We start from the raw sequence: 25,358 nt of genomic DNA, 5'->3' as shown, positions 1-25,358 counted from the left end.
TGAAAAGTGTGTCGAGAACAAGAGCCCGATATCGCCGGATACTGGGAATGAACATATCGCGCGAGGAACTGTTCGCTCTCATCTGGTAGAAGCCGACCATCGATGTCGCGCATGATATCAAAAACCCACAGCGCAAAACTATGGGCAAACTGCGCAAACTTATGGGGTGCGCGACGTGTTATGCGCAAACCTACAATAAGCTCAGAAATCCAAATTCTCCACGCTAAGTGCGTTTTGCTGAATGAATTCGCGGCGGGGTTCGACTACATCGCCCATCAGTTTGGTGAACAGATCATCAGCTTCGACCATGTCGTTAACCCGGACCTGCAGCAATGTGCGCGCGTCGGGGTCGAGCGTGGTCTCCCACAGTTGATCCGGGTTCATTTCGCCCAGACCTTTGTAACGCTGCAGCGACAGGCCCTTTTCGCCCTCATCCAAAATCGCCTTGAGCAGCGACAGCGGCCCGTGAATCGCCTGCGAGCGGTCGCGGCGGATCAAGGTGGCGGGAGTGTTATAGATCTCTTGAAGGCTTTGAGTGAAGCTGCCTGTCTTGCGCGCCTCGCCCGAGCGCAGCATCGGACCATCAAGCGTACGCACCTCTTCGACGCCGCGCAGAATGCGGGCCAGACGGATGCCGTGATCCTGAGTTATCCGGCCCTGCCAGCCGCGCTCGTATTCCAGTGCGATCAGATCCAGACGAGCGGCAACCTTGTCGGCCACGCCCTGCAGGTCCGCATCCACCGCGCCGGGCACAAAAGCGCCGGCAACGGCAGCCTGTTCCAGAATATGGCGCGGATAATGCGTCGGGAACGCATCCAGAACGCGTTTCAACTGGCGCGCCTCGTCCACAACACGGGTCAGGTCTTGACCGATGATTTCTTCGCCGGTGCCCAGTTTCAGCACCGCGCCCTCGACACCCTGATGGATAAGATAGTCATCCAGCGCTGCCTGATCCTTGAGGTAAACCTCGGACTTGCCGCGCGATACTTTATAAAGCGGCGGCTGCGCGATATAAAGATAACCACCCTCGATCAGTTCCGGCATCTGGCGATAGAAGAAGGTCAAAAGCAGCGTGCGGATATGCGCACCGTCCACGTCCGCGTCGGTCATGATGACGATCTTGTGGTAGCGCAGCTTGCCGATGTTGAACTCGTCCCGTCCGATGCCGGTGCCCAGCGCCATCACGAGGTTGCCGATTTCCTGACTGCCGAGCATCCGATCAAACCGCGCGCGTTCCACGTTCAGGATCTTGCCGCGCAGGGGCAGCACCGCCTGCGTACGCCGGTCGCGGCCCGTTTGTGCCGAGCCACCGGCCGAGTCCCCCTCGACCAGGAACACTTCGGTTTTCGCCGGGTCTTTTTCCGAACAATCTTTGAGCTTCCCTGCCAGATAGTTGACATCCATCGCCGTTTTGCGCCGGGTCAGTTCCCGCGCCTTACGCGCGGCTTCGCGGGCCAGTGCCGCCTCGATGATCTTGCCGACGATCTGCTTGGCTTCGTTCGGGTTCTCTTCGAACCACTCGGCCAGTTTCTCGTTCACCAGGTTCTCGACCGCCGGGCGCACCTCGGAGGAGACCAGCTTGTCCTTGGTCTGGGACGAAAATTTCGGATCAGGCACTTTGACCGACAGAACACAGGTCAGCCCCTCGCGCGCGTCATCGCCGGTGAAGTTGATCTTTTCCCGCTTCGCGATGCCGCTCGACTGGGCATAGTTGTTGATGGTCCGGGTCAGAGCGCCGCGAAATCCCGCCACATGGGTGCCGCCGTCACGCTGCGGGATGTTGTTGGTAAAGGGCAGCACCGTCTCGTGATAGCTGTCGTTCCACCACATCGCGATCTCGACGCCGATATCATCGCGCTCGCCCTTGAAATAGATCGGGGCGGGCATGACCGGGGATTTGGACCGGTCCAGGTATTTGACGAATTCGCGCACGCCGCCCTCATAGAACAGCTCGGTCTCGATCCGCTCGGCCGGGCGCTCGTCGATCAGGATGATGCGCACGCCCGAGTTCAGGAAGGCCAGTTCGCGCAGACGCTTTTCCAGCGTCTCGAACGAGTATTCCAGGTTCGAAAACGTCGAGGTCGAAGCCAGGAACCGCACCTCGGTTCCGGTCCGGTCGCCGCAGTCGCCAACGACTTTCAGGTGCTCGGTCGTCTCACCGCCCTCGAATTTCGCGAAATGCTCCTTGCCCTTGCGCCAGATGCGCAGTTCCAGCCAATCGGATAGTGCGTTCACCACAGAAACACCCACACCATGCAGACCGCCTGAAACCTTGTAGGAATTCGAGTCGAATTTGCCGCCAGCATGCAGTTGGGTCATGATGACCTCGGCTGCGGAAACGCCTTCTTCGGCGTGAATGTCCACCGGAATGCCGCGCCCGTTATCGGCCACGGATACGCTGGAATCGGCGTGGATTTTCACGGTGACATGGTCGGCGTGTCCGGCCAGCGCTTCGTCAATTCCGTTGTCCACCACCTCATAGACCATGTGATGCAGGCCCGAACCGTCATCGGTGTCGCCGATATACATGCCCGGCCGTTTGCGGACGGCCTCCAACCCTTTGAGAACCTTAATGGAATCCGCGCCGTATTCCTGCTGCGCCTGTGCGTCTTGGGACATGCCGTCTGTACCTATATTATTTTGGTAACTTATACGTTTTCTGGTGGGGATTGTCACGCGCTCCCACCAGATTTTGTGCATCGCAACCGTTTTTTGCACACAGAAATTCGGCGCGCGTTTCAGGCTGCATTTTCAGGTAAACGGAATGACCAGACCGACCGCAACAAGCATCGCGCCAGCGGTCAGATTCATTCGCCTCAACGCGGTCGGAGAGGCAAGAAGACGCCGCACCCGGTCAATGAACGCCGCCAGCATCAGATTGCCGAATAACGGCACCAACTGAGACACCAGAACAATGGCGGCAATATCGGGAAGCGTGACGGCGGAGAGGTCAAAAAAGCCGGGTAGAATGCCCATGTAAAACAGCACGGCCTTGGGATTGCCAAGGATCACGACCAGCCCCGCCAGAAACCCCGCCCACTTGCCGGGGCGGGTCATCCGGCTGTCGGCGTGCAAGGTCTGGCCGGCCTTGCGGATCGTCGCGATGCCCAGCCAGACAAACACCAGCACCGCGACGCCTTTCAACACGACCGCCAGTTGCACCGACGCCGCCGTGATCCAACTGACTCCGGCGATGGCCAGCACCGGCCACAGCATGTCGCCCACCACAACGCCCAGCGTCAGAGGCCACGCGGCCTGAAACCCGCCTGTCAGCGTGCGCGCGGTCAATGCCAGCCAGACCGGCCCCGGCGTCAGGAACAGAACGAAAACCGCACTGGCATAAAGCAGCAGATCCACCGTTGAGAGTGTCATGTCTGCAAAACCTCCGACACGCCTTCATGATCGTGAACCTCGATCATCTGCGCCCGCGCGCCCAGTTCCGCGAACAGTTCCGGTTCGGTCCCGGTCATCCAGGCCTGTGCCCCAAGGGCGCAAATCTCGTCATAAAGCGCCGCGCGACGCTCTGCGTCCAGATGGGCGGAAACCTCGTCCAGCAACACGATCGGGGGTGCGCCGACCAGGTCCGACAAAGCGCGTGCGTTGGACAGGATCAGCGACACCAGCAGGGCCTTCTGCTCTCCGGTCGAACAATCCTTGGCCGGAACCCCCTTGGCAGCAAATACGCCATAAAGATCGGTGCGATGCGGCCCGACCAGCGTGCGCCCGGCGGCCAGATCGCGAAACCGGCTTTCTGTAAGAGCGTCCCGCAGATCCGCAACCGTATCCGGCATTGCTCCTTCGGTTTGCACCAGCTCCAGTTCGGCCGAGGGAAACGTTGTTTCGGCCTGTGTCTGTGCGGTGCGGATGTGATCCAGCGCCGCAATCCGCGCCTGATGGATGCGGTGCCCGGCTTCGGCCATCTGGTCTTCCAGCGCACGGTACCAATGCGGGTCCCGCACGTTTTCCTTCAACAGTCGGTTCCGTTCACGCATGGACTTTTCATAAGCCAATACAGACTCGGCGTGATCGGGGTCAAAACTCAGCGTCAGCCGGTCCAGAAACCTTCGCCGCCCATCGGCCGCTTCGATCCAAAGACGGTCCATCGACGGGATCAGCCACACAACGCGCGCCAGCCTGCCCAGTTCGATCTGGCTGGCGGACTTTCCATCAATCCGAACCTGCCGCGCCGCTCCGCCCTCGGACCATGTTTCGATTTCGTATTGCCGCCCCTGCCGTTGCAACAGACCGGACAGTTTCCATCCCGGGGCCTCTGGTCGCCGCACCATCTCGGCGGCACTCGCTCGCCGCAGCCCGCGACCCGGCGAAAACAGCGATACCGCCTCCAGAATGTTGGTCTTGCCGGCCCCGTTCGCCCCGTGAATCGCCACCGGGCGTCCGTCAAGTGTCAACCGCGCCAGCTTGTGCGAGCGAAAATGCGAGACCGTAAGTTCGGTCAGGGCCAATCCCATGACCCCTCCCTTCATCTTTTCAAAAAAACTCCCGCCGGAGGCATCGCGCTTCAGCGCGATCAGACGCGCATCGGCATGACGACATAGACTGCGCTATGGTCGTTGCCTTCACGCATCAGCGTCGGATCTCCGGCCGAGTTGAACAGGAACACGGCGTTTTCGCGGTCCACCTGGCTGGCAATCTCCAGCAGGTATTTTGCGTTGAACCCGATCTCCAGCCGTTCGTCTCCATAGGCGACGGCCAGTTCTTCCTCTGCCGCGCCGCTGTCAGGGGCATTGACCGACAGGATCAGCTTGTCACCGTCCAGCTGCAGCTTGACGGCACGCGAACGCTCCGACGACACGGTTGCGACCCGATCCACAGCCTGCGCGAATTCAGCGGCATCCACTTCCATCTTGCGGTTGTTGGCCTGCGGAATAACGCGGGTGTAGTCGGGGAAGGTTCCATCGATCACCTTCGATGTCAGGGTGATGTCCGGCGTCGCAAAACGCACCTTGGTCTCGCTGACCGAAACCGCGATGTCCATGTCATCGTCTTCCAGAAGCTTGCGCAATTCACCCACGGTCTTGCGCGGCACGATCACGCCGGGCATGTCGGCGGCGTTTTCCGGCAGGTCGGCATCGATCCGCGCCAACCGGTGCCCGTCCGTTGCCACACAGCGCAACACTTTGCCGCCCTCGGAACCGTCAGCCACATGCATGTAGACGCCGTTCAGATAATACCGCGTTTCCTCGGTCGATATGGCGAATTTCGATTTGTCGAACAGGCGGCGCAGCAACGCGGCGGGGGCCGAGAAATTCGACTGGTATTCCGATGACGCCATCACCGGGAAATCTTCCTTGGGCAGGGTCGCCAGCGAAAAGTTCGATCGCCCCGCCTCGACTGTCAGGCGGCCTGCGGCGCTGTCGGCAGTCAGCGTGACCAGCGCCCCATCAGGCAATTTCCGCACGATTTCGTGCAGGGTGGTGGCTGCAACGGTGGTCGCCCCGGCACGTTCCACCTGGGCAGGCGCCTTGTCGACAACTTCTATATCCAGGTCGGTGGCGCGGAACTGCACCTGATCGCCGTCGGCTTCGATCAGAACGTTCGCCAGAATCGGGATGGTGTTGCGACGTTCCACAACGGACTGGGCCTGCGACACGGCCTTGAGCAATGTGCCGCGTTCGATGCTGATCTTCATACCCTCAATTCCTCTGACATAAGCCGGGATAGGCAAACTAGCGGTTTACCCCTGCGGCACAAGGTTTTTTTACGGATTTCTCGGCTGGAATGCACAAACCGTCAAGGGGCAGGTGACTTGCAGGGCACACATCTGTTGCAACCATGAGTCTATCCGCACAAAAAACGCCCCGGAGCAGAACTCCGGGGCGCAAACTGAACCACAGGTGAGCGGTGCTCAGGCTTCCAGCGCCCGGCGCAGCATTTCCACGTCTTCCGCGATCTGGCCGTCGGTCACTTTCAGCTCCTCTATGCGTTTGACACCATGCATCACCGTGGTGTGGTCACGCCCGCCAAAGCGGCGGCCAATCTCGGGCAGGGATCGGCTGGTCAGCTGCTTGCACAGGTACATCGCAACCTGGCGCGGGCGCGCATAAGACCGCAGGCGCTTGGGTCCGATGATGTCGCTGAGGCGGATGTTGTAATAGTCAGACACCTTGCGCTGGATTTCCTCGACCGTGATCTTGCGTTCCGAAGCCCGCAGCACATCGGCCAGGCAATCCTGAGTCAGCTCCATGTCGATCTCGCGCCCGACCAGCGAGGCAAAGGCAAACAGGCGGGTCAGCGCGCCTTCAAGCACGCGGACATTGGTCGAAATGCGATGCGCCAGGAACTCCAGAACACCATCGGCAATTTTCAGGTCGGGATATGTTGCGCGATGCATCTGCACCTTGTTTTGCAGGATGCCCAGGCGCAACTCATAATCCGTCGGGTGCAGATCCACGACAAGGCCGCATTGCAGGCGCGATTTGACCCGGTCTTCCAGATCCTTGATTTCCCCCGGCGCGCGGTCGGCCGAGATGATGATCTGTTTGTTCTGATCCACCAGCGCGTTGAAGGTGTGAAAGAACTCTTCCTGGGTCGAATCCTTGCCGGCGATGAATTGCACGTCATCCACCATAAGCACGTCGACGGAACGGAAGAGATGTTTGAAATCCATCATCCGGCGTTCGCGCAGGGCCTGCACAAACCGGTACATGAACTGTTCGGCGGACAGGTAAAGAACGTTCAGATCGGGCCGCTTGGCTTTCAGTTCCCAGGCGATGGCGTGCATCAGGTGCGTCTTACCAAGGCCCACACCGCCATAAAGGACCAGCGGGTTGAAGGTGACCGGCCCGCCTTCGGACACGCGGCGCGCGGCAGCATGGGCCAGTTCGTTCGGTTTACCCACCACGAATGTGTCAAAGGTAAAGCGGGTATCCAGCGGTGCGGCCTGCAGCGAATCCGCGACTGGATTTGCGATGCCATTGAATGCCGTTTGCATCTCTTCCTTCGCGACAGCAGGCTCTTCTTCAGGACTTGCAGGGCGAGCCGGGAAATTGGCCGCAACGCGAAACGCCAGACGCTTCACTGCGGCGCCGGCTGTATTCAGTTCATAAAGAATGAGGTCGGCAAAGTTCTGGCTGACGTAATTGCCCATGAAATTCGTCGGAACAGAAAAAACCGCAACCCCATCCTGCAGCTCCTGAAATTCCAGCGGTTCGATCCACGTGGTATAGTTGTTCTTTCCAACCGCCTTCAGCAACTTGTTGCGAAGCTGTCCCCATTTCTCTTGTGTCATCCAGCGCCTCACGCATCCCAATTGTTGGCTTTTCGCCTTATTCATCATCTTGTCCCCAGCGTTATGGGGTGGATTCACAAGCACAACAGTACCGTTTCGCCGAACAGGATCGGCGAAGATACCCTCCGGGTACGCAATAGCGCAGGCCGAATACTCCGACTACAACATCAAAAACACGAGTTGTGCCCGGAACTCAGGCCAACAGCTACTATCACAGTCTTAGACAGGGCTTGAATTTCGGTTTCCCGAAACTCCAAGCAGACCGGACCCGGCTTTGCGCCAGTATCCGACATTCGCTTCCGTCCTAACCTGATGCCCGTCAGGTTCGCCCGAAAACAGCCTGTCCCCCCAAGCGAGTGAATCGCTGGAACAGTGGTAGCAAGCCGAGGCGCGCGGCGGCAACGAAACTCTGGTATTGACTCGGATTTTTGTCGGAAAGAATCTCTGGGTTTCCTGAGGGCGCGGCTTTCCGGCAACAGCACGAAAAAAGGCGCCGCAGAATCGCGGCGCCCTCAAACTGAGAATCGTCAAAAGTTGACGCAGCGTTAGCCCAGCGCTTTGACGCGGGCCGACAGGCGCGACATTTTACGCGACGCGGTGTTCTTGTGGAAAACGCCTTTGGAGACGCCGCGCATCAGCTCGGGCTGAGCCGCGCGCAAAGCGGTGGTTGCGGCATCCTTGTCACCTGACGCAATTGCTTCTTCGACCTTGCGCAGGAAGGTGCGGATGCGCGAACGACGTGCTTTGTTGATTGCGAAACGCTTTTCGTTCTGACGAGCGCGCTTCTTTGCCTGGGGCGAATTTGCCATATGTCTCTGACCTTTCGGTTCGGTTTGTCTCGGGTCGCGCACGGCAAATGCCGCACCGGGTCAGGGATCACGGGTGTGATTCTGGCCAAAGCGGGCCGCACGCGCATGTATAGCGGCGCTGACTATCCAAGTTTCCCCGGTTTGCCAAGTCGATTCTTGGGAAAACCGACCAAACATGAAAAAGGCGGGCCGTGGCCCGCCCGAATCCCCGATGACGGGTCTGTTATTTATCCCGGAACTGCGCGGTGCGTTTTTCCAGAAACGCGGTCATGCCTTCCTTTTGGTCCTCGGTCGCAAACATCGAGTGGAACACACGGCGTTCGAACAGCATGCCCTCGCTCAACGGCAGTTCATAGCTGCGGTTCACGGCTTCTTTCGCCGCCATCGCCGTCAGCATGGATTTCTCGGCGATCTTCTGTGCCGCACCAATTGCTTCTTCGACGAGTTTTTTGGCAGGCACAACGCGGCTGACAAGTCCGGCGCGCTCGGCTTCTTCGGCATCCATGAACCGGCCCGTCAGGTTCATGTCCATCGACTTGGACTTGCCGACAAACCGGGTCAGGCGCTGGCTTCCGCCCATACCGGCGATGACGCCCAGATTGATCTCGGGCTGACCGAACTTGGCGGTGTCCGCGGCAATGATGAAATCGCACATCATCGCCAGTTCGCAACCGCCGCCCAGGGCATACCCGCCAACGGCCGCGATGATCGGCTTGCGGATCGCGGTGATCCGGTCATTGGCATCGGCAAACAGGTTGGTGGTGTAGACATCCACAAAACTCATCTCCGACATTTCCTTGATGTCGGCGCCCGCGGCAAAGGCCTTGTCCGAGCCGGTAATGACGATGCAGCGCACCTTGTCGTTGGCGTCAGCCTCTTCCAGAGCGGTGCACAGCTCTCCCAGAAGTTGGGTGTTCAAGGCGTTCAGCGCGTCCGGGCGATCCAGTCTGATCAGAGCAACGTGTTCGTCGATTTCGACGATGATCGTCTCAAAGGCCATGTGGCATATGCTTTCGGTTGTTCCGTTCAGGGATGATTCCTTATCACGCGAGAATGCGGGATCAAGCTATCTTTGGCATTGCGCGCAGTAAAAGGACGATCGGCCGGATTGGGTGATTCTCTTGATTTCACCGGTGCATTCCGGTGTCCGGCAGGGCAGTCCCTCGCGCCCATAGACATCAAAGCTGTGCTGAAAATATCCAAGTTCTCCATCAGCTTGCCGGAAATCGCGCAGGGAAGATCCGCCTGCCTCGATGGCCTCCTGCAAAACCTGCCGAATGATCGGGACCAGCGCCGCGACGCGATCCTTGGAAATTTGCCCGGCCTTGCGACGTGGCGATATCCCGGCGCGAAACAATGCCTCGCAGACATAGATATTGCCCAGCCCCGCGACGATTCCCTGATCCAGAAGGGCGGATTTGGCCGGTGTGTTCTTGTTGCGGAACGAGTCGACCAGGTGCTGCTCGTGAAAGTCGTTGCCAAGCGGTTCCGGGCCAAGAACGGCCAACAGCTTGTGCGCCTCCGACGTCGCAGTCGGCATCAGGTCCATCGCCCCAAAGCGGCGTGGGTCGTTAAAGGTGATCCGCGCGCCGTTGGCCATGTGGAACACCACGTGGTCATGTTTTTGCAGTGCGGGATGATCATGCGCGAATTGCCCCAGCGGATCGCCCGAGACCGTCATCCGGCCCGACATGCCCAGATGGATCAGCAGCGTCTCGCCGCTTGCCAGATCGGCCAGGATGTATTTCGACCGCCGCCGCAGTCGTTCTACCCGCTGCCCGCTCAGCCGTTCGGCCATCCGTTCGGGGAAAGGCCAGCGCAGATCCGGCCGGTTCACATCCGCCTTTTCGATCACCACGCCCTCCATCGCAGGACTCAGGCCGCGTCTTACTGTCTCGACCTCGGGCAGTTCAGGCATCTTGGATCGCCCTTTTCGGCTTGTTGATCATTCGCAACATCATAGCCAATTTAGGATCTTTCTGCGCCAACTTCTCCAAAAGCTGCCCATAGCCTGACATCCGAGAAACCACGCGGATTTTCTGGCCATCCCGAAATTCAAGATACACGCCCCCTGCAATGGTCTTGCTGATCGGTCGAACCTTGCTCAGCTTTGACAATGAAGCAGACACAACGGGGCGAAACAGCGCACGCTTTTCGATGGTTTCGCCGTCATACGTAATGCGCGTAAAGGAAAACATGATGAGCCACATGCTCATCAGGCTGAACATCACACCCGCGATTACTGAAACCCATGCTCGGGCGTCCTGCAGTCCTTTGGATGCAACGAATATGGCCCCGCCACCAAAGAACACCAAACAGAACAATGCTATGGGAATGACCTTTATCGGCCGCATGATCAGAATTTCTGTATGGCCGATTCCCGTAGGATGCGAGCGTTTTCCCCGCTTGGCCGCAATTTCCCATCCAGCATAGTTCTGCTTCTGAGATCGATTCAGCCCATGTCGGATCAACCGGTACTTCATCCAGGTTATTAAAAGCCCAACAAGAAATATCCCTGTGAACAGCTTCGGATTCGACTGAAAAGCCTGCTGAATGGAAAGAAGGCTCTGCCCAAAGTTTTCAAACATATGACCGCGATGTTTTGTGCGTTTGTGAATCTGAGGCGGACGCTATATCTGGGGCACAAGTGAATCAAGGTGCCCGACATGTCAGAAGACAAGACCACCCATTTCGGCTTCGAAACCGTCCGTGAGGCCGACAAGGCCGGGCGCGTGCGGGGCGTGTTCAACTCGGTCGCCTCGAAATACGACGTGATGAACGACGTCATGTCGATGGGCATCCACCGGGTCTGGAAGGACGCGATGATGGATTGGCTGGCCCCACGCCCCGGACAGCGCCTGCTGGATGTGGCGGGGGGTACCGGCGACATCTCCTTCCGGTTTCTGAAGCGTGCGGGCCACGGACATGCCACCGTTCTGGACCTGACCGAACCGATGCTGGTCGAGGGTCGCAAGCGCGCCGAGGCCGAACAGATGGTGGCAAGCCTTGACTGGGTGGTGGGTGACGCGATGGCGTTGCCCTTCGACAACAACACATTCGATGTCTACACGATCTCGTTTGGCATCCGGAACGTCACCCGCCCGCAAGACGCCCTGAACGAGGCCTATCGCGTGTTAAAGCCCGGTGGCCGCCTGATGGTGCTGGAATTCAGCCAATTGCCCAATGACGGGCTGCAAAAGCTCTACGACCTATACAGTTTCAACGTCATCCCGCGCATGGGCAAGCTGATCGCCAATGACTATGACAGCTATCAGTATCTGGTGGAGTCGATCCGCAAATTCCCGGATCAGGAGACCTTTTTGAACATGGTCCGTGCAGCCGGTTTCGAAAACGCCAAGTACCGCAACCTCAGCATGGGTATCGCCGCGCTGCATTCGGGCTGGAAGATCTGACGGATGCGCGGCCCTCACAACATCATCCGCCTGATCCGGACAGGCGCCACGCTGGAGCGCACCGGCGCCATGAACGTCGTGCTCGACGCGTTCGAGGCCCCACGCGCCATTCGCATTCTGGCCCATACGCTTGGCAAGCCGTTCCAGTGGCTGGGCTACAAGGGCGACCCGTCGATGCCGCCCGCAACCCGCGCGCTAACCGCGCTGGGCCCGGCCTATATCAAGTTCGGTCAGGTGCTTTCGACCCGGCCCGACGTGGTTGGCGTCGAACTGGCCGATCAGCTGCGCGTTCTGCAGGACAAGCTGCCGCCATTTTCGCGCGCCGAGGCAATGAAAGAGGTCACCAAGGAACTCGGCCGTTCCACGGATGAACTGTTCTTGGAATTCAGCGAACCGATCGCCGCCGCCTCGATCGCGCAGGTCCACAAGGCGAAACTGGCCGATACCGGAGAAGAGGTTGCCGTCAAGGTCCTGCGCCCCGGTATCGAGCGCGCGTTTCGCAAGGATGTCGACGCCTTCTATTTCGCCGCGCGGATTGTCGACCTGTTCGCGCCCGGTGCCCGCCGTCTGCGCCCGCTGGACGTGATCGAACATTTTGACGGTGTCGTTCGTGGCGAGTTGGATTTACGCTTGGAAAGCGCCGCGGCTTCGGAATACGCGGCCAACACCAAGGATGACAAAGGGTTTTGGCTGCCGCCGGTGCTGTGGTCGCTATCGGCACGACGGGTGATGACGCTCAGCTGGGCCGACGGCATCGCGCTGGGCGACAATGACGCGCTGGATGCCGCCAATCACGACCGTGCGGACCTGGCCCGCAGGGTGCTGCGCATGTTTCTGTCGCACGCGCTGCGCGACGGCTTTTTTCACGCCGACATGCATCAGGGCAACCTCAAGGTCGCCGCAAATGGTGACATCATTGCTTATGACTACGGCATCATGGGCCATATCGACGAATATACCCGCCGGGTCTATGCCGAGATCCTGTTCGGGTTTATCCGCCGCGATTACAAACGTGTGGCCGAGGTGCATTTCGAAGCCGGCTACGTCCCTGCCAATCAGGATGTCGACGAGTTTGCCCGCGCCCTGCGCGCTGTGGGCGAGCCGATCTTCGGCATGGACGCCACCCATATCTCCATGGGCCGGTTGCTGAGTTATCTGTTCGAGGTCACCGAACGGTTCGGAATGGAAACCCGGACCGAGCTGATTCTGCTGCAGCGCACAATGGTGGTGGTCGAAGGTGTGGCGCGCTCGCTCGATTCGCACATCAACATCTGGGAAGTGGCCCGGCCCGTGGTCGAGGACTATATCAAACAGTCCATTGGCCCCCGTGCCATGGTCCGCGACCTGGGGAAAACAGCGCTGGTGCTGGCCCGTTTTGGCCCGCGCCTGCCCGGTCTGGTCGAAAACGCGCTCATGGCGCAAACCCAATCGGAAGAAAACAACAAGCCCGGCATCGGCGCGATACTTTGGCCCGCGCTGATCGGTGCCGTCGTCGGTGGAGGTCTGGTGCTGGCGATCAGCGCGTTGATCTGACCGCCGCGCGGGGGCTTGGCGCCCCCGGCGTTTCTTGCATCAAAGCCGCTCGATGGCGAGGGCAATGCCCTGACCGCCGCCGATGCACATGGTGATCAGCGCCTTGGAACCGCCGGTGCGTTCCAGCTCATAAAGCGCCTTGACGGTGATGATCGCCCCGGTCGCCCCGACCGGATGGCCCAGCGCGATCGCGCCACCGTTGGGGTTCACTATGGCCGGGTCCAGGCCAAGCTCCTTGTTCACGGCCACGGCCTGCGCTGCGAATGCCTCGTTGCTTTCGATCACGTCGAAATCGCTGACTGACAATCCGGTTTTGGCCAAAAGGTTCTGAACCGCAGGCACCGGTCCGATGCCCATCACTTCGGGACGTACGCCCGCAAGGGCATAGCCCAGAATGCGCGCCCTGGGTTTCAATCCCGCCTTTTCGGCAGCACCCGCCGTCGCCAGCACCAGTGCCGCCGCGCCGTCATTGATGCCCGAAGCATTCCCCGCCGTCACCCTGCCATCCTTCTTGAACACGGCTTTCAGACCGGCCAGAGCCTCGGCAGTGGTTGCCTTGGGATGTTCGTCGACCTTGAAATCGACCATGTCGCGTTTGACCTTGACCTGCACCGGCGCGATCTGGCTGTCGAAATAACCGGCTTCGATTGCGGCAGCGGCGCGGGTCTGGCTGGTCAGCGCAAATGCATCCATCTGTTCGCGGCTGACCTGATGTTCATCGGCGACATTCTCGGCGGTGACACCCATATGCCCTGTCCCGAACGGGCAGTTCAGCGCCCCCAGCATCATGTCCAGCGATTTCACGTCACCCATTTTCGCGCCCCAGCGGGCCTGTGTCATGAGGAACGGGCTGCGCGACATGCTTTCCGCTCCGCCGGCAAGCGCGAAATCGGCGTCGCCCACCATCAGGGCCTGCACCGACGACACGATGGCCTGAGCACCCGACCCGCACAACCGGTTCACGTTCATCGCCGGTGTGCCGTTCGGAATGCCCGCCTGCATTGCAGCGACGCGGGATAAATACATGTCGCGCGGCTCGGTATTGATCACATGGCCGAACACGACATGGCCAATCTGCGCCCCCTCGACGCCCGCGCGTTCCAGCGCCGCCTCGGTCGCGACGGTGGCGAGGTCAATTGGGGCGGTCGAGGCCAGCGCCCCGCCAAATGTGCCGATGGCGGTGCGTGCGCCATCCAGGATTACGATGTCGGTCATGTCTCACTCCTCTCGATTCCGCGCCATTATGCACCTGCAGCATTGCCCTGTCTCATGGGACGTACCGTCACAGCCTGAATTGACAAATGACGCTCAAGGGCGCACAGAATCCGTCATGACGGAAAATACTGACGATATACTGACGCGCCTTCCTGCCCGCCTGAAAGAGGCCCGGCGCGCCCAAGGCCTGTCGCTGGAGGCCGTGGCCAATCTCAGCGGTGTTTCCCGGTCGATGGTCAGCCAGATCGAGCGGGGCGAAAGCAGCCCGACCATCGCGACGCTGTGGAACCTGACACGTGCCCTACAGGTCGATTTCGCGGGATTGCTGGAAGAGACCGATGCAAGCGATCAGATCGAAGTGCTGCGCCACACTGACGTTCCCAGCATCGACAACATGGGGCAGGGGTGCCGCATCAAGATCCTGTCCCCACCCGAAGAGGCCGGCGGGCACGAAGTTTATGACATCTTCTTTGAAGCGGGGGGCAGTTTGCGCAGCCAACCGCATTCACGCGGGTGCCGCGAGCAGCTTACGGTTCTTGATGGGATCGTGACCGTCAAGTCCGGTACTGCAGATCAAAAGCTGGCCGCCGGAGACACGGCGAGATACGCGGCGGATGTTCCTCATTCGATAACGTCGGTCGATGGGCCTGCACGCGTCTTCCTGATCGTGAAAACCGGCTAGAGGTTGACCGGTCGCTCCGTGTCGGGAAGCGACCGGCAAAAGGTTACTTGCCGCGGTCACCATCGCGGTTGGAAACCTGACCAGCACCTGCGACGCCGCTTTGGCTGCCGACATTGCCCCAACCACCATTGCCGCCGCCACTGACGGCCGAGGCAGTTCCCTTGCCCGGCCCGCCCAGCGCATCGCCAAGCGTGGCGTTGCCGCCGGATACCGACGCCGCCATTCCCTGTGCCAACCCGCTGTTGCCGTTGCCGGTGTTGCCCTGACCGGGGCCTGCAAAGGCGATCGGGACGATCATCATGGTAACCGCTGCGGCAGATAGTACGACTTTCAACATTTCATTGTCTCCCTGACTAACAATGCAGTTTCTACGCAGCTGTATGCCTTCCGGATCAAAATTTATTGGGAATGCTTCGGAGTGCGCCAGGTTTTCCTCAAATGGAAATTCGCCAAAAATCGCGCGATATTAAGGCTTTGCATGCCACCAATGTGCTCAAAGCGCATGCCGAGGAAGTGCGCCATACCATCCCTGCGGATCGGCTGTTGGTCTATGAAACCTGCGGCGGTTGGGAGCTGGTGGGCAATTTCCTGGATGTTGGAAATCGTGGCGACCTCTCTCCCCGCACGAACAGCACCAAACAGTTCCAGGAAGACGGCACGGTATCAAGGCAATAGCGTTCCGTGTTGATGACAAGCACCAAAGCATATTCCGTTATCCGGGAAAATTTTCCGTGATATCGAATTCTCTTATTTCGGAATCAAATCCGTTATGATAGACAGCACGAAAGCGAAGGAGGATTCGATGTCCCAAGATTTCCTGACCCATGTCACCGACACGCTCGCCCAGATCGAGGCCGAAGGGCTTTACAAGCGCGAGCGAATGATCACCTCGCCCCAGGGCGGCGAGATCACGGTTGGCGGGCGTCAGGTCATCAACCTGTGCGCCAACAACTATCTGGGGCTTGCCGATCATCCGGATCTGATTGCCGCCGCCAAAGGCGCGATGGAACCGCGCGGGTTCGGCATGGCCTCGGTCCGGTTCATTTGCGGCACGCAGGATATTCACCGTGAGTTGGAGCAGCGCCTGGCAAAATTCCTGAACAAGGACGACGCGATCCTGTTCGCCGCCTGTTTCGACGCAAATGGCGGCTTGTTCGAACCCCTCCTGGGTCCCGAGGATGCCATCATCTCGGACAGTCTCAACCACGCCTCGATCATTGATGGCGTGCGGCTGTGCAAGGCCAGGCGCTATCGCTACCTGAACAATGACATGAACGACCTCGAAGCCTGGCTGAAACAGGCGCGGGCGGATGGCGTGCGGCATATCATGATTGCCACCGACGGCGTGTTCTCGATGGACGGCTACCTCGCCAACCTGCCCGCAATCCGGGCGCTGGCCGACAAATACGATGCGGTGGTGATGGTCGATGACTGCCACGCCACCGGCTTCATGGGGCCGAACGGTGCGGGCACACCGGACCATTTCGGCGTTGATGTGGACATTCTGACGGGAACCTTGGGCAAAGCACTTGGGGGGGCAATCGGCGGCTACATCGCCGGGCCGCAGCCAGTGATCGACCTGCTGCGGCAGCGGGCGCGGCCCTATCTGTTCTCAAACTCGCTGCCGCCTGCCATCGTCGCCGCCGGATTGGAAGCGATCCGTCTGGTCGAAGAGGGCGACATGCTGCGCTCGAAACTTTTCGGCAATGCCAAGTACTGGCGCACAGGTTTGGAAAAGCTGGGTTTCGACCTGCTGCCGGGCGAGCACCCGATCATTCCGGTCATGCTGGGCGAGGCCACGCTGGCACAGGACATGGCCGCGCGGCTGTTTGACGAGGGCGTTTATGTCTCGGGCTTCTTCTTTCCCGTCGTGCCGCGGGGTCAGGCGCGGATCAGGACCCAGATGAATGCGGCGCTGACCAGGGACGAACTTGACCGGGCACTGGCGGCCTTTGGCAAGGTGGGCAAAGAACTGGGGGTAATCTGATGCGACCCAATACAATGAAAGCCCTGGAAAAATCCAAGCCCGAGGAAGGGCTTTGGATGGTGCAGGCCCCGGTGCCCGAGATCGGCCCGGATGAGGTGCTGATCAGAATAAACAAGACCGGCATCTGCGGCACCGACATCCATATCTGGAACTGGGATGAGTGGGCCGCGCACACGGTTCCGGTACCGATGATCACCGGCCATGAATTCGCGGGCGAGATCGTCGAGCTTGGCCGCAATGTCACCGATCTGAAAATCGGCCAGCGCTGCTCGGGCGAGGGGCACCTGATCAAGACCGACAGCCGTCAAAGCCGGGCCGGCAAATTCCACCTCGACCCCGGCACGCGCGGGATCGGGGTGAACGAACAGGGCGCCTTTGCCGAATACCTCAAACTTCCCGCCTTCAACGTGGTACCGCTGCCCGATGACATCCCGGACGAGATCGGCGCGATCCTCGATCCCCTTGGCAACGCCGTCCACACCGCGCTGAGTTTCGATTTGTTGGGAGAGGATGTGCTGATCACCGGCGCGGGCCCCATCGGCATCATGGCCGCCGCCGTCGCACGCCACGCGGGCGCCCGTCACGTGGTGATCACCGACATCAACCCCGACCGTCTGAATCTGGCGAAACACGTGGTTCCGTCCGTCAGAACGGTCGATGTGACCAACGAAGACCTGCGCGATGTGATCCACCAGCTTGGCATGAGCCAGGGTTTCGACGTGGGGTTGGAAATGTCAGGCTCGCAGGCGGCGCTGGATCAGATGGTCGAGTCGCTGGTGATGGGCGGCAAGATCGCTTTGCTGGGCATCCCGCCGGGCAAATCCCCGGTGGACTGGAGCCGCATCGTGTTCAAGGCGATCACCATCAAGGGCGTCTATGGCCGCGAAATGTTCGAGACCTGGTACAAGATGATCGCCATGCTGCAAAACGGCCTCGACGTCAGCCGCGTCATAACCCACCGGTTCAAGGTCGACGAATTCCGTCAGGGCTTTGCCGCCATGAAATCCGGACTGTCCGGCAAGGTCGTGTTGGACTGGATCTAGCAGACAGTGGCTGTGACCATTGCTTAGGCCGTCTCTCTGGCTGAGCAGGCCATGGACCTCTTTTGAATGGTGCGGTCAGTTGCCAGAGCAGCACCGACTTTGAAAAACGGCGAGGTTGGCCTCAATCATTGCCGTGATTCGCGAGACCCAATGTGTCGCCACCCTCTCAGGCCTTCTTCCACTTGGCCCTGGTTGTCTCCTTGATCGGCCACTCGCATTTCTTCAGGTCAAAGTGATGGCAGGCGACCTTGCCGCTGTTGGTTTCGCGCAGGTGATTCAGGCAGGTGGCCAAGGCCGCAATCATCCGTTTGTCGGTTGTCAAAGCCACATCAACGGCGCTGCCGGTCAGGTGGTACGAGACCTGTTTCCAGTCGGCCTTCTTCATCATCGTTTCAATAAAGGCCTTCTCGTCACTGCGCTGCCGGATGCCGTCCAACTCTTCCCTTAGCTTCTGGTTTCTGGCCAGATAGTAGTAGTAATTGCCGCGCTTCAGATGCCCGTTCCAACCTTTGTACATGCACTCGGCCTGATATTTCTTTGACCGCAGGCCGGACACAACAAGGATGGGCTTGTCGTAAAAGGCGGAAACCTCGTTGAGAACATCCAAAAGCCGTTTCTTCACGCCCTTGGTCTTGCCGGTCACCTTGCCCTTGGCCTTGGGTTCGGGTTTCTTTTCCGCTTCCTTGGCGGCAACCTTGGCCTCGTCCGCCGCCTTTTTCTGCGCCTCCTTGATCACCTTGTCCGCGATCTTTTTGGCGTCTTCGGGTGTGGCTTCGGCCTTTTTTTCGAACAGGTTCAGAAAGTCGTCATACAGCTCATCGGCATAGGATTCGACCTTGTCAAAGATGTCGCCCCAAATGCTCTTTTCCAGCTTTTCGGACTTTGCCGCCTTTTCGGCGTTCTTGACCGCCTGTTTCAGCGCGCTTTTCTTGGCTTCGACCTTGGCCTGTTCCACCTTTTTGGCATTGGCCTTGGCTTTGGCCGGACCCGCAACAAGCGTCTTGATCGTCGTCTTGCCCGGCGAAATGACATAGTCGGGTTTGAACTTGCACACCCTGAGTTGAAATACCCCGATCGCGGCCGCAGTCTTCTTGCCGTATTTTCCGTCAACTTTCAGTTTTGGAAACCCGGCGGCCTGAGCAAACGGATTCAACAGGGTCTGAACCTGTTTGACATCCTCGGAATCGTTCGCCTTGTTCTTACCCACAGGCGCCGAAATACCTTTGGCCATGTCCCCCTCCGCCATAAGTATTATGTTCAGAATAGCTTAAAAAAGAGATTCGTGAAAACACGCCCCTTGTCGCGCTGCGCGAAACCTTTTGATCTTTGCCGACTTTCCTATATAGAGGCGCATTCCGTTCCAGAATCCGCCGAGTCCCTGCCCATGTCCGCCAAAGCGCCGATCACTCATGACGTCCTGACCATCCCCCGCAAGCTGCCTGCCGAGGGGAAGGTCAATATTGTGGGCCTCACCCGCGACCGGCTGCGCGAGGTTCTGATCGAACATGGCACGCCCGAGAAACAGGCCAAGATGCGGGTCAACCAGATCTGGCAATGGATTTATCAATGGGGCGTGCGCGACTTTGCCGAGATGACGAACCTCGCCAAGGCCTATCGCGCGCAACTGGCCGAGGCGTTCGTGATCGAAATCCCCGAGGTGGTGACCCGCAAGGTGTCCGAGGACGGCACCCGCAAATATCTCGTCCGCATCGCTGGCGGGCACGAGGTCGAGGTGGTCTATATCCCCGAAGAAGATCGCGGCACGCTGTGCATTTCCTCGCAGGTCGGGTGTACGCTGACTTGTACATTTTGCCACACAGGCACTCAGAAACTGGTACGAAATCTCACATCCGCGGAAATTGTGGGTCAGATCATGATGGCGCGCGACGATCTTGAGGAATGGCCGACACCGGGTGAACCCAAGAACGAAACCCGCCTTTTGTCCAATATTGTACTAATGGGAATGGGCGAGCCGCTTTACAATTTCGACAACGTCCGCGACGCGATGAAGATCGCGATGGACCCCGAAGGCATCTCTTTGTCCCGTCGCCGCATTACCCTGTCGACCTCCGGCGTGGTGCCGGAAATCGCGCGCACCGCGGATGAAATCGGCTGTCTGTTGGCGATCTCGTTTCACGCCACAACAGACGATACCCGCGACATGCTGGTGCCGATCAACAAGCGTTGGAATATAGAAGAATTGCTGGGCGCACTGGCCAGCTATCCCAAGGCATCCAACTCGGAGCGTATTACCTTTGAATACGTGATGCTGGACGGAGTGAATGACACGGACGAAGACGCCCGCCGCCTGATCGCGCACATCAAACGCCACAACATTCCGGCCAAAATCAACCTGATCCCGTTCAACGAATGGCCCGGTGCCCCCTACAAGCGAAGCTCGAACAACCGCATCCGGGCGTTTGCAAACATCATCTACCAGGCCGGATATGCCTCACCCATCCGTACGCCCCGTGGCGAGGATATCATGGCCGCCTGCGGTCAGCTGAAATCCGCAACCGAACGCGAGCGCAAGTCGCGCAAACAGATCGAGTCCGAAGCGGGCCTTTGAAAAACAAGATGAAATTGATCTGATCCCGGTCTAGGCTCGTATTCAATATCAACAAGGATTGATTGCGAGGGATTTACTCATGTCACGACGTCTCATGTCGGCCGTTGCCTTGCTTGTCGGCAACGCCGTTGGTCTTTTGCTGGCCGCAGCCATTCTTGCGGGCTTTTCCATCGCGCCGCTGTCCTTCATCGTCGTGGTGGTCATATTTACGCTTGTACAAGTGATCGCCGAACCCCTGATCGCAAAGGTCAGCGAAAAAAACGTGCCAGCTCTCAAGGGCGGTATCGCGCTGGTCGTGATCTTCGTCGGGCTGCTGATCACCGATTTCATTGCCGCCGGGTTGACGATTGGCGGAGTATCGAACCTGCTGGCCGCCACTTTGCTTGTCTGGCTTGGAGCACTGATCGCGGGGATTCTGCTACCGATATTCGTGTTTAAGGAACTGCGTGGACAGAAAAAATAGGAGGTCTCAATGCAACCCGTCGAGGGATGCCCTGACCGCCTGCCACAATTCCTCTGCCGGTTCGCAACCGACCGAAAGCCGAACAAAGCCCGGGTCAACTGCATCACCCCAGCGCGCGCGCCTCTCTGCGGATGTGTGCACTCCGCCGAATGACGTGGCTGGCCGGATCAGAGCGCAGTCATTGATGAACTGTTCGGCCTTGGCCTCGCTTTCCAGAGTGACCGACAACAGGAACCCGAACCGTCTGGTCTGAGTGCTGGCCAGATTGTGCGACGGGTCCTGTGGCAGGCCCGGATAGCGGATCCGTCGGATAGCCGGGTGTTCGGCAAGTTTTCCGGCCAGCAGCCCTGCCGTTTCGCACATCCGTTCAAACCGAACATCCAGCGTTTCCAGCCCCCGGTGCAGCAGCCAGGATTCCTGCGGGCCGGGGATCGCGCCGGACACTCTCCGCCATTCTTCGACGGATTCCATGAAATCTGCATTTCGACTGGCGACATGCCCCATCAGTACGTCCGAATGCCCCCCCATCGCCTTGGTGTCCGAGGACACCACTACGTCGATCCCCAGATCCAGCGGACGCTGTCCAAGCGGTGTCAAAGTCGTATTGTCGGCAATGGTAATGCCTCCCAAAGCGCGAACATCCCGGGCGATAGCCGCCAGATCGACCATATCCAGACCGGGGTTGGATGGGCTTTCCACAAACACAACATCAAACCCTTCAAATCCGCCATCGGCAAAGCTCATGGTTGGGCGCTCGATCACTGTGACGCCCAGTTTGGCCAGGAAACGGTCGGCCAAAAGCCGGGTCACATAGTAGCCATCCGAAGGAATCAGCACCCGCTGCCCGGCCTTGACCACGGCAAACAAGGCTGCTGAAATCGCGCCCATGCCTGAAGGAAAGCACACACATGGTGCGCCTTCGAGATGCGCCAGCACATGTTCCAGATGTTCCCATGTCGCATTGTTGACGCGACCGTATCCCGGAAACCCGTCAGGTGTTCCAGGCAAATGGTACATGCTGCTTTGTACCAGCGGCAGGGCAACAGGGTCGCCCTTGCCTAGCGTGTTGCCGCGAAGGTGGAGCATTTCGCCCAATTTCAGGCCATCCGACACTGATTTGTACATGGCTTTTACCCCTTCGACGATCACGTTCGAACCGCCATAGCATTCAAATTGTGGCCGTGGAAGCACAAGAAATGCCTAAGACTCACCTAAAATCCGGTGAATTTCCGCCCTGTTGAACAATTAGTTTCCATTCAGGGGTCAATGCCATGGAGGGGAAGAAATGGCGCAGGCTAATTTTGAAAGAACGGGGATTGAGGCGGGCGTTCTGGACCTGCTTCAGCGTGAGCGGGCGAAGTCGCTGAGCGCGCGGGAATGGAAATTCCGGCTGGCAGGTTTCGGCTATGCGATCAAGGATGTGAAAGGCAAACAGGTTGTGACAAGGCTGCCTGGTGGCGATGAACTTGGGGTTCTTCCGTCGGAACTGCACTAAGCGGTTTCAGACCGAAACCACAGCTGGGCCATTGAATGCGCGCGTCATCGCGCCGCCTTCGGTCGCAATGGTATCCTTGCGCATGTGTTCGACCGACTCGCGCACGCGGTTCCATGTGCCTTCGTCCGGATAAACCATTACGATCAGTCCTTCGGTGGGGCTGACCCTGACAAGGTGGCCACTGCTGGCGCCCATCGCCTTGAGTTGGCTGAGCTTTTCTTTGGCCGTCGCAAGCAACGCGCTTTCATCGAGGGTGTCGTCGTAACTCCAGTTGGAAACCGTTACATAGGACATGAGCTCCTCCCTTGGATGCGGTCGAAGCACAGTTTACCACGATTCCCGCTATCTCCCGGGAATTGAATCGCGCGCTGGCGCCGGTTCCCAGTTTTCGATGATGTGCACCGCCTCTTGAGCGGTGTCGACAAAACGGAACAGGTCCAGATCCTCGTCCGATATCGTGCCCGCATCCGCGAGCGCCTCCCAGTTGATGACCTTTTCCCAGAACGCCCGGCCAAACAGCAGGAAGGGTACCCGTTCCATGCGCCCGGTCTGGATCAGCGTCAGCGACTCAAACAGTTCGTCCATCGTGCCGAAGCCACCGGGGAAGATTGTGATCGCACGGGCGCGCATCAGGAAATGCATCTTGCGGATGGCAAAGTAATGGAAGTTGAAGCTGAGTTCCGGAGTCACGAACAGGTTCGGCGCCTGTTCGTGGGGAAGTACGATGTTCAACCCAATAGAACAGCCGCCTGCCTCATGCGCGCCACGATTGCCGGCTTCCATCACGCCTGGTCCGCCACCAGTGACAATCACGTTTTCGCGGCCGCCGCTTTCCTTGGATTTCTCGGTCATCAACCTGGCAAACTCCCGGGCCTCATCGTAGTATTGAGACAGGTTTGCCAAGGTTTGCGTGCGTGCTGTGTGCTTTTTTGATGGTTCAGGAATGCGCGCGCCGCCAAACATGACAATGGTCGAGCTGATCTGGCGCTCTGCCATCAACATTTCGGGTTTCAGCAACTCAAGCTGCAGACGCACCGGGCGCAATTCGTCACGGCAGAGAAAGTCGTCATCCGCAAAGGCCAGCTTGTAGGCAGGTGAACGGGTTTGCGGCGTATCCGGAACCTCGCTCGCGGTCGAACGGTCAGTATGGGCGTCGCGGAACGGGCTCAGACGGTGGTCTTCTCTCATTGCTGGGGTATCCCTGCTTGCGTGTTTGTGAAACAGCTATAGGTTTCCCGGACAGAGCGCCAGTACCGCCCCGTGACAAGGATGTGAAAATGGATTGGAAGGCAGAGATTTCAACGGCAACCCAACGGGTTGCCGGCCACGTTCAGGAAACACCGGTGATGCGGGTTGGCGGGTTCGGATTGGACTATCCTGTCGAGTTGAAGTTGGAGCACATGCAGCATACAGGAAGTTTCAAAGCGCGGGGGGCATTCAACACGCTTTTGAGTTGCAGTGTGCCGGCGGCCGGAGTTGTTGCGGCATCGGGCGGCAATCACGGTGCTGCCGCTGCATATGCCGCGCGGACGCTAGGTTATCCGGCGAAAATCTTTGTGCCAGAGATGGCAGGACCATCGAAAATTGCCTTGATCGAAGGGATTGGTGCGGACCTGACTGTGGTGCCCGGCGAATACGCCAATGCATTGGAATTGGCCCGCGAGCATGAAAGGGCAAGCGGTGCGATGCAGATCCACGCCTATGACGCACAGATGACCGTTGCAGGGCAGGGCACCTGTTTTGCCGAATGGGACGCGCAGGGATTGCAGGCGGATACGGTTCTGATTGCGGTCGGCGGCGGCGGGCTGATTTCCGGTGCCTTGGGCTGGTTTCAAGGCGCGCGCAAGGTCGTGGCGGTTGAGCCCGAGACGTCTTGCGCCTTGCATGCCGCGCAGACGGCGGGTGAACCGGTGGATGTCGAGGTTTCGGGGATTGCTGCCAATGCGCTGGGCGCGCGCCGGATTGGCGATATCTGTTTTGGTTTGGCGCGGGGAATCGAAACCGTACTGGTTTCGGATGCGGCCATTGAGCGGGCGCAAGGGGCGCTGTGGCAAGAGCGGCGAATACTGGTCGAACCAGCGGGAGCGACGGCGCTGGCGGCGTTGATGTCGGGTGTTTATCGACCTGAGCCTGGTGAAAGAATGGCGGTTCTGATCTGCGGTGGAAATATCGCGCCTGACCCGTTTTTATCCTGAATTATCGCCTTGAGCATGAGCTTTGCGGGTTTTATCTATAATTCATGACCGCAACGATTGCCGACAAGATTTATGACCGCCTCAGCCGGCAAATCATCACCGGCACGTTGCCTGCGGGTGAAAAGTTGCGGCAGGATCATATCGCGCGCGCCTATGAGACCAGCCACGTTCCGGTGCGCGAGGCATTGCTGAGGCTTGAGGCGCACGGGTTGGCAGAAAGCGAGCCGCGCCGCGGTATGCGTGTGACCGCCTTGAACCCTGCTGAAGTGCGCGAAGTGATCGAGATGCGGGTGGCGCTGGAATCGCTGGCGCTGCAGCATTCGGTTCAAAACATGACACCGACCGCGATCAAGGCGGCAGACGAGGCGCGGGCGGCGTGCGACGAGGCGAAGGATATGCCAACTTGGGAAGCGCGAAATCGCGCCTTTCACCGCTCGGTTCTGACACCCTGTGCCATGCCAAGGCTGCTGCATGCCATTGATGACCTGCATATTGCCAATGCTCGTCATATGTTCGCGCAATGGCGTCAGAAATGGGCGCAGAGAACGGACGCCGATCATGCGGCAATCATTCAGGCGTTGAAGCGTCGGGATGCTCCTTCGGCGATCTCGGTTCTTACCAAACACATTCGCCGTGCCCGGTAGTTAATTAAAATCATTTATAACAACACGTTATGATGTGACTTTTTGTGCCTTGATAATTTAT

General features: G+C 59.0%; 26 protein-coding genes. 11 read left to right on the top strand and 15 right to left on the bottom strand.

All coding sequences use genetic code 11. The annotated features are described in order from the left end of the window. Positions 1 to 201: 201 nt before the first annotated feature. From gyrB to ACR0LZ_RS06430, 9 genes are all read right to left on the bottom strand, one after another. The gene (gyrB, locus tag ACR0LZ_RS06470) at positions 202 to 2,619 is read right to left on the bottom strand and encodes a DNA topoisomerase (ATP-hydrolyzing) subunit B (RefSeq protein WP_480748959.1); all 2,418 of its coding nucleotides are present in this window, start codon (positions 2,617 to 2,619) and stop codon (positions 202 to 204) included. Between the two features lie 132 nt (positions 2,620 to 2,751). Next, positions 2,752 to 3,372 carry a LysE family translocator gene (locus ACR0LZ_RS06465; protein ID WP_480748958.1) on the bottom strand — a complete coding sequence of 207 codons (621 nt, stop codon included), beginning with the start codon at positions 3,370 to 3,372 and terminating at the stop codon, positions 2,752 to 2,754. Further along, entirely contained in the window at positions 3,369 to 4,469 is a 1,101-nt protein-coding gene (gene recF / locus ACR0LZ_RS06460; RefSeq protein ID WP_480748957.1) for a DNA replication/repair protein RecF, read from the bottom strand. The genes ACR0LZ_RS06465 and recF overlap by 4 nt, the downstream gene beginning before the upstream one ends. Positions 4,470 to 4,528: 59 nt before the next feature. Then, positions 4,529 to 5,650, bottom strand: a complete 1,122-nt coding sequence (dnaN, locus tag ACR0LZ_RS06455; protein ID WP_480748956.1) for a DNA polymerase III subunit beta — start codon at positions 5,648 to 5,650, stop codon at positions 4,529 to 4,531. A gap of 216 nt (positions 5,651 to 5,866) precedes the next feature. Further along, positions 5,867 to 7,249 carry a chromosomal replication initiator protein DnaA gene (gene dnaA / locus ACR0LZ_RS06450; protein ID WP_480748955.1) on the bottom strand — a complete coding sequence of 461 codons (1,383 nt, stop codon included), beginning with the start codon at positions 7,247 to 7,249 and terminating at the stop codon, positions 5,867 to 5,869. Positions 7,250 to 7,794: 545 nt separating this feature from the next. Beyond that, a complete protein-coding gene (gene rpsT, locus ACR0LZ_RS06445) occupies positions 7,795 to 8,058 on the bottom strand; it encodes a 30S ribosomal protein S20 (RefSeq protein WP_480748954.1) in 264 nt (87 codons plus the stop codon). A 223-nt stretch (positions 8,059 to 8,281) separates the two neighbouring features. Then, positions 8,282 to 9,058 (bottom strand): enoyl-CoA hydratase, encoded by a 777-nt coding sequence (locus ACR0LZ_RS06440; protein WP_480748953.1) that lies wholly within the window; start codon positions 9,056 to 9,058, stop codon positions 8,282 to 8,284. A 66-nt stretch (positions 9,059 to 9,124) separates the two neighbouring features. Continuing rightward, positions 9,125 to 9,976 carry a bifunctional DNA-formamidopyrimidine glycosylase/DNA-(apurinic or apyrimidinic site) lyase gene (mutM, locus tag ACR0LZ_RS06435; protein ID WP_480748952.1) on the bottom strand — a complete coding sequence of 284 codons (852 nt, stop codon included), beginning with the start codon at positions 9,974 to 9,976 and terminating at the stop codon, positions 9,125 to 9,127. Further along, positions 9,969 to 10,646 carry a hypothetical protein gene (locus tag ACR0LZ_RS06430; protein WP_480748951.1) on the bottom strand — a complete coding sequence of 226 codons (678 nt, stop codon included), beginning with the start codon at positions 10,644 to 10,646 and terminating at the stop codon, positions 9,969 to 9,971. The genes mutM and ACR0LZ_RS06430 overlap by 8 nt, the downstream gene beginning before the upstream one ends. Positions 10,647 to 10,724: 78 nt before the next feature. Here ACR0LZ_RS06430 and ubiE point away from each other — a divergent pair, with 78 nt between their 5' ends. Then, positions 10,725 to 11,471: a bifunctional demethylmenaquinone methyltransferase/2-methoxy-6-polyprenyl-1,4-benzoquinol methylase UbiE gene (gene ubiE / locus ACR0LZ_RS06425; protein ID WP_480748950.1), complete on the top strand. Its 747-nt coding sequence runs from the start codon at positions 10,725 to 10,727 to the stop codon at positions 11,469 to 11,471. A 3-nt stretch (positions 11,472 to 11,474) separates the two neighbouring features. Continuing rightward, positions 11,475 to 13,004, top strand: a complete 1,530-nt coding sequence (ubiB, locus tag ACR0LZ_RS06420; protein WP_480748949.1) for a 2-polyprenylphenol 6-hydroxylase — start codon at positions 11,475 to 11,477, stop codon at positions 13,002 to 13,004. 39 nt (positions 13,005 to 13,043) lie between these two features. Here ubiB and ACR0LZ_RS06415 read toward each other — a convergent pair whose 3' ends face one another. Beyond that, positions 13,044 to 14,219, bottom strand: a complete 1,176-nt coding sequence (locus ACR0LZ_RS06415; RefSeq protein ID WP_480748948.1) for an acetyl-CoA C-acyltransferase family protein — start codon at positions 14,217 to 14,219, stop codon at positions 13,044 to 13,046. A 115-nt stretch (positions 14,220 to 14,334) separates the two neighbouring features. On the opposite strand from ACR0LZ_RS06415, the gene ACR0LZ_RS06410 reads away from it, so the two are divergent. Further along, the gene (locus tag ACR0LZ_RS06410) at positions 14,335 to 14,901 is read left to right on the top strand and encodes a helix-turn-helix domain-containing protein (RefSeq protein ID WP_480748947.1); all 567 of its coding nucleotides are present in this window, start codon (positions 14,335 to 14,337) and stop codon (positions 14,899 to 14,901) included. A 43-nt stretch (positions 14,902 to 14,944) separates the two neighbouring features. Here ACR0LZ_RS06410 and ACR0LZ_RS06405 read toward each other — a convergent pair whose 3' ends face one another. After that, complete coding sequence (locus tag ACR0LZ_RS06405; RefSeq protein WP_480748946.1) at positions 14,945 to 15,238, bottom strand: hypothetical protein; 294 nt, start codon at positions 15,236 to 15,238, stop codon at positions 14,945 to 14,947. A 101-nt stretch (positions 15,239 to 15,339) separates the two neighbouring features. Between ACR0LZ_RS06405 and ACR0LZ_RS06400 the strand changes: the two genes are divergently transcribed. The 3 genes from ACR0LZ_RS06400 (at position 15,340) to tdh (ending at position 17,931) form a co-directional block, all read left to right on the top strand. After that, positions 15,340 to 15,576: a sulfotransferase gene (locus tag ACR0LZ_RS06400; protein ID WP_480748945.1), complete on the top strand. Its 237-nt coding sequence runs from the start codon at positions 15,340 to 15,342 to the stop codon at positions 15,574 to 15,576. A gap of 127 nt (positions 15,577 to 15,703) precedes the next feature. Next, positions 15,704 to 16,888 carry a glycine C-acetyltransferase gene (locus ACR0LZ_RS06395; protein ID WP_480748944.1) on the top strand — a complete coding sequence of 395 codons (1,185 nt, stop codon included), beginning with the start codon at positions 15,704 to 15,706 and terminating at the stop codon, positions 16,886 to 16,888. A 14-nt stretch (positions 16,889 to 16,902) separates the two neighbouring features. Beyond that, the gene (gene tdh, locus ACR0LZ_RS06390; protein WP_480749073.1) at positions 16,903 to 17,931 is read left to right on the top strand and encodes an L-threonine 3-dehydrogenase; all 1,029 of its coding nucleotides are present in this window, start codon (positions 16,903 to 16,905) and stop codon (positions 17,929 to 17,931) included. 166 nt (positions 17,932 to 18,097) lie between these two features. Here the strand turns inward: tdh and ACR0LZ_RS06385 are convergent, their stop codons facing one another. Then, positions 18,098 to 19,162, bottom strand: coding sequence for a peptidoglycan-binding domain-containing protein (locus tag ACR0LZ_RS06385; protein WP_480748943.1), 1,065 nt, complete (start codon positions 19,160 to 19,162; stop codon positions 18,098 to 18,100). Positions 19,163 to 19,315: 153 nt separating this feature from the next. Between ACR0LZ_RS06385 and rlmN the strand changes: the two genes are divergently transcribed. Next, entirely contained in the window at positions 19,316 to 20,500 is a 1,185-nt protein-coding gene (rlmN, locus tag ACR0LZ_RS06380) for a dual-specificity RNA methyltransferase RlmN (RefSeq protein ID WP_480748942.1), read from the top strand. A gap of 79 nt (positions 20,501 to 20,579) precedes the next feature. Beyond that, positions 20,580 to 20,963 (top strand): hypothetical protein, encoded by a 384-nt coding sequence (locus tag ACR0LZ_RS06375; RefSeq protein ID WP_480748941.1) that lies wholly within the window; start codon positions 20,580 to 20,582, stop codon positions 20,961 to 20,963. A 6-nt stretch (positions 20,964 to 20,969) separates the two neighbouring features. On the opposite strand, the gene ACR0LZ_RS06370 is transcribed toward ACR0LZ_RS06375, so the two are convergent. Further along, the gene (locus ACR0LZ_RS06370) at positions 20,970 to 22,088 is read right to left on the bottom strand and encodes a cystathionine gamma-lyase (protein ID WP_480748940.1); all 1,119 of its coding nucleotides are present in this window, start codon (positions 22,086 to 22,088) and stop codon (positions 20,970 to 20,972) included. Between the two features lie 160 nt (positions 22,089 to 22,248). Here ACR0LZ_RS06370 and ACR0LZ_RS06365 point away from each other — a divergent pair, with 160 nt between their 5' ends. Further along, entirely contained in the window at positions 22,249 to 22,458 is a 210-nt protein-coding gene (locus tag ACR0LZ_RS06365; RefSeq protein ID WP_480748939.1) for a hypothetical protein, read from the top strand. 6 nt (positions 22,459 to 22,464) lie between these two features. On the opposite strand, the gene ACR0LZ_RS06360 is transcribed toward ACR0LZ_RS06365, so the two are convergent. Continuing rightward, positions 22,465 to 22,752 (bottom strand): hypothetical protein, encoded by a 288-nt coding sequence (locus ACR0LZ_RS06360; protein WP_480748938.1) that lies wholly within the window; start codon positions 22,750 to 22,752, stop codon positions 22,465 to 22,467. Positions 22,753 to 22,800: 48 nt separating this feature from the next. Next, on the bottom strand, positions 22,801 to 23,646 hold the full coding sequence (locus ACR0LZ_RS06355; protein ID WP_480748937.1) for an LOG family protein: 846 nt from the start codon (positions 23,644 to 23,646) through the stop codon (positions 22,801 to 22,803). A gap of 89 nt (positions 23,647 to 23,735) precedes the next feature. Here ACR0LZ_RS06355 and ACR0LZ_RS06350 point away from each other — a divergent pair, with 89 nt between their 5' ends. Beyond that, a complete protein-coding gene (locus ACR0LZ_RS06350; protein WP_480748936.1) occupies positions 23,736 to 24,653 on the top strand; it encodes a threonine/serine dehydratase in 918 nt (305 codons plus the stop codon). Between the two features lie 44 nt (positions 24,654 to 24,697). Continuing rightward, positions 24,698 to 25,297 carry a GntR family transcriptional regulator gene (locus ACR0LZ_RS06345; RefSeq protein WP_480748935.1) on the top strand — a complete coding sequence of 200 codons (600 nt, stop codon included), beginning with the start codon at positions 24,698 to 24,700 and terminating at the stop codon, positions 25,295 to 25,297. Positions 25,298 to 25,358 lie beyond the last annotated feature (61 nt).

This window comes from Ruegeria sp. CI1 (assembly GCF_056536925.1).
This window is presented reverse-complemented; position numbering and strand designations above follow the sequence as displayed.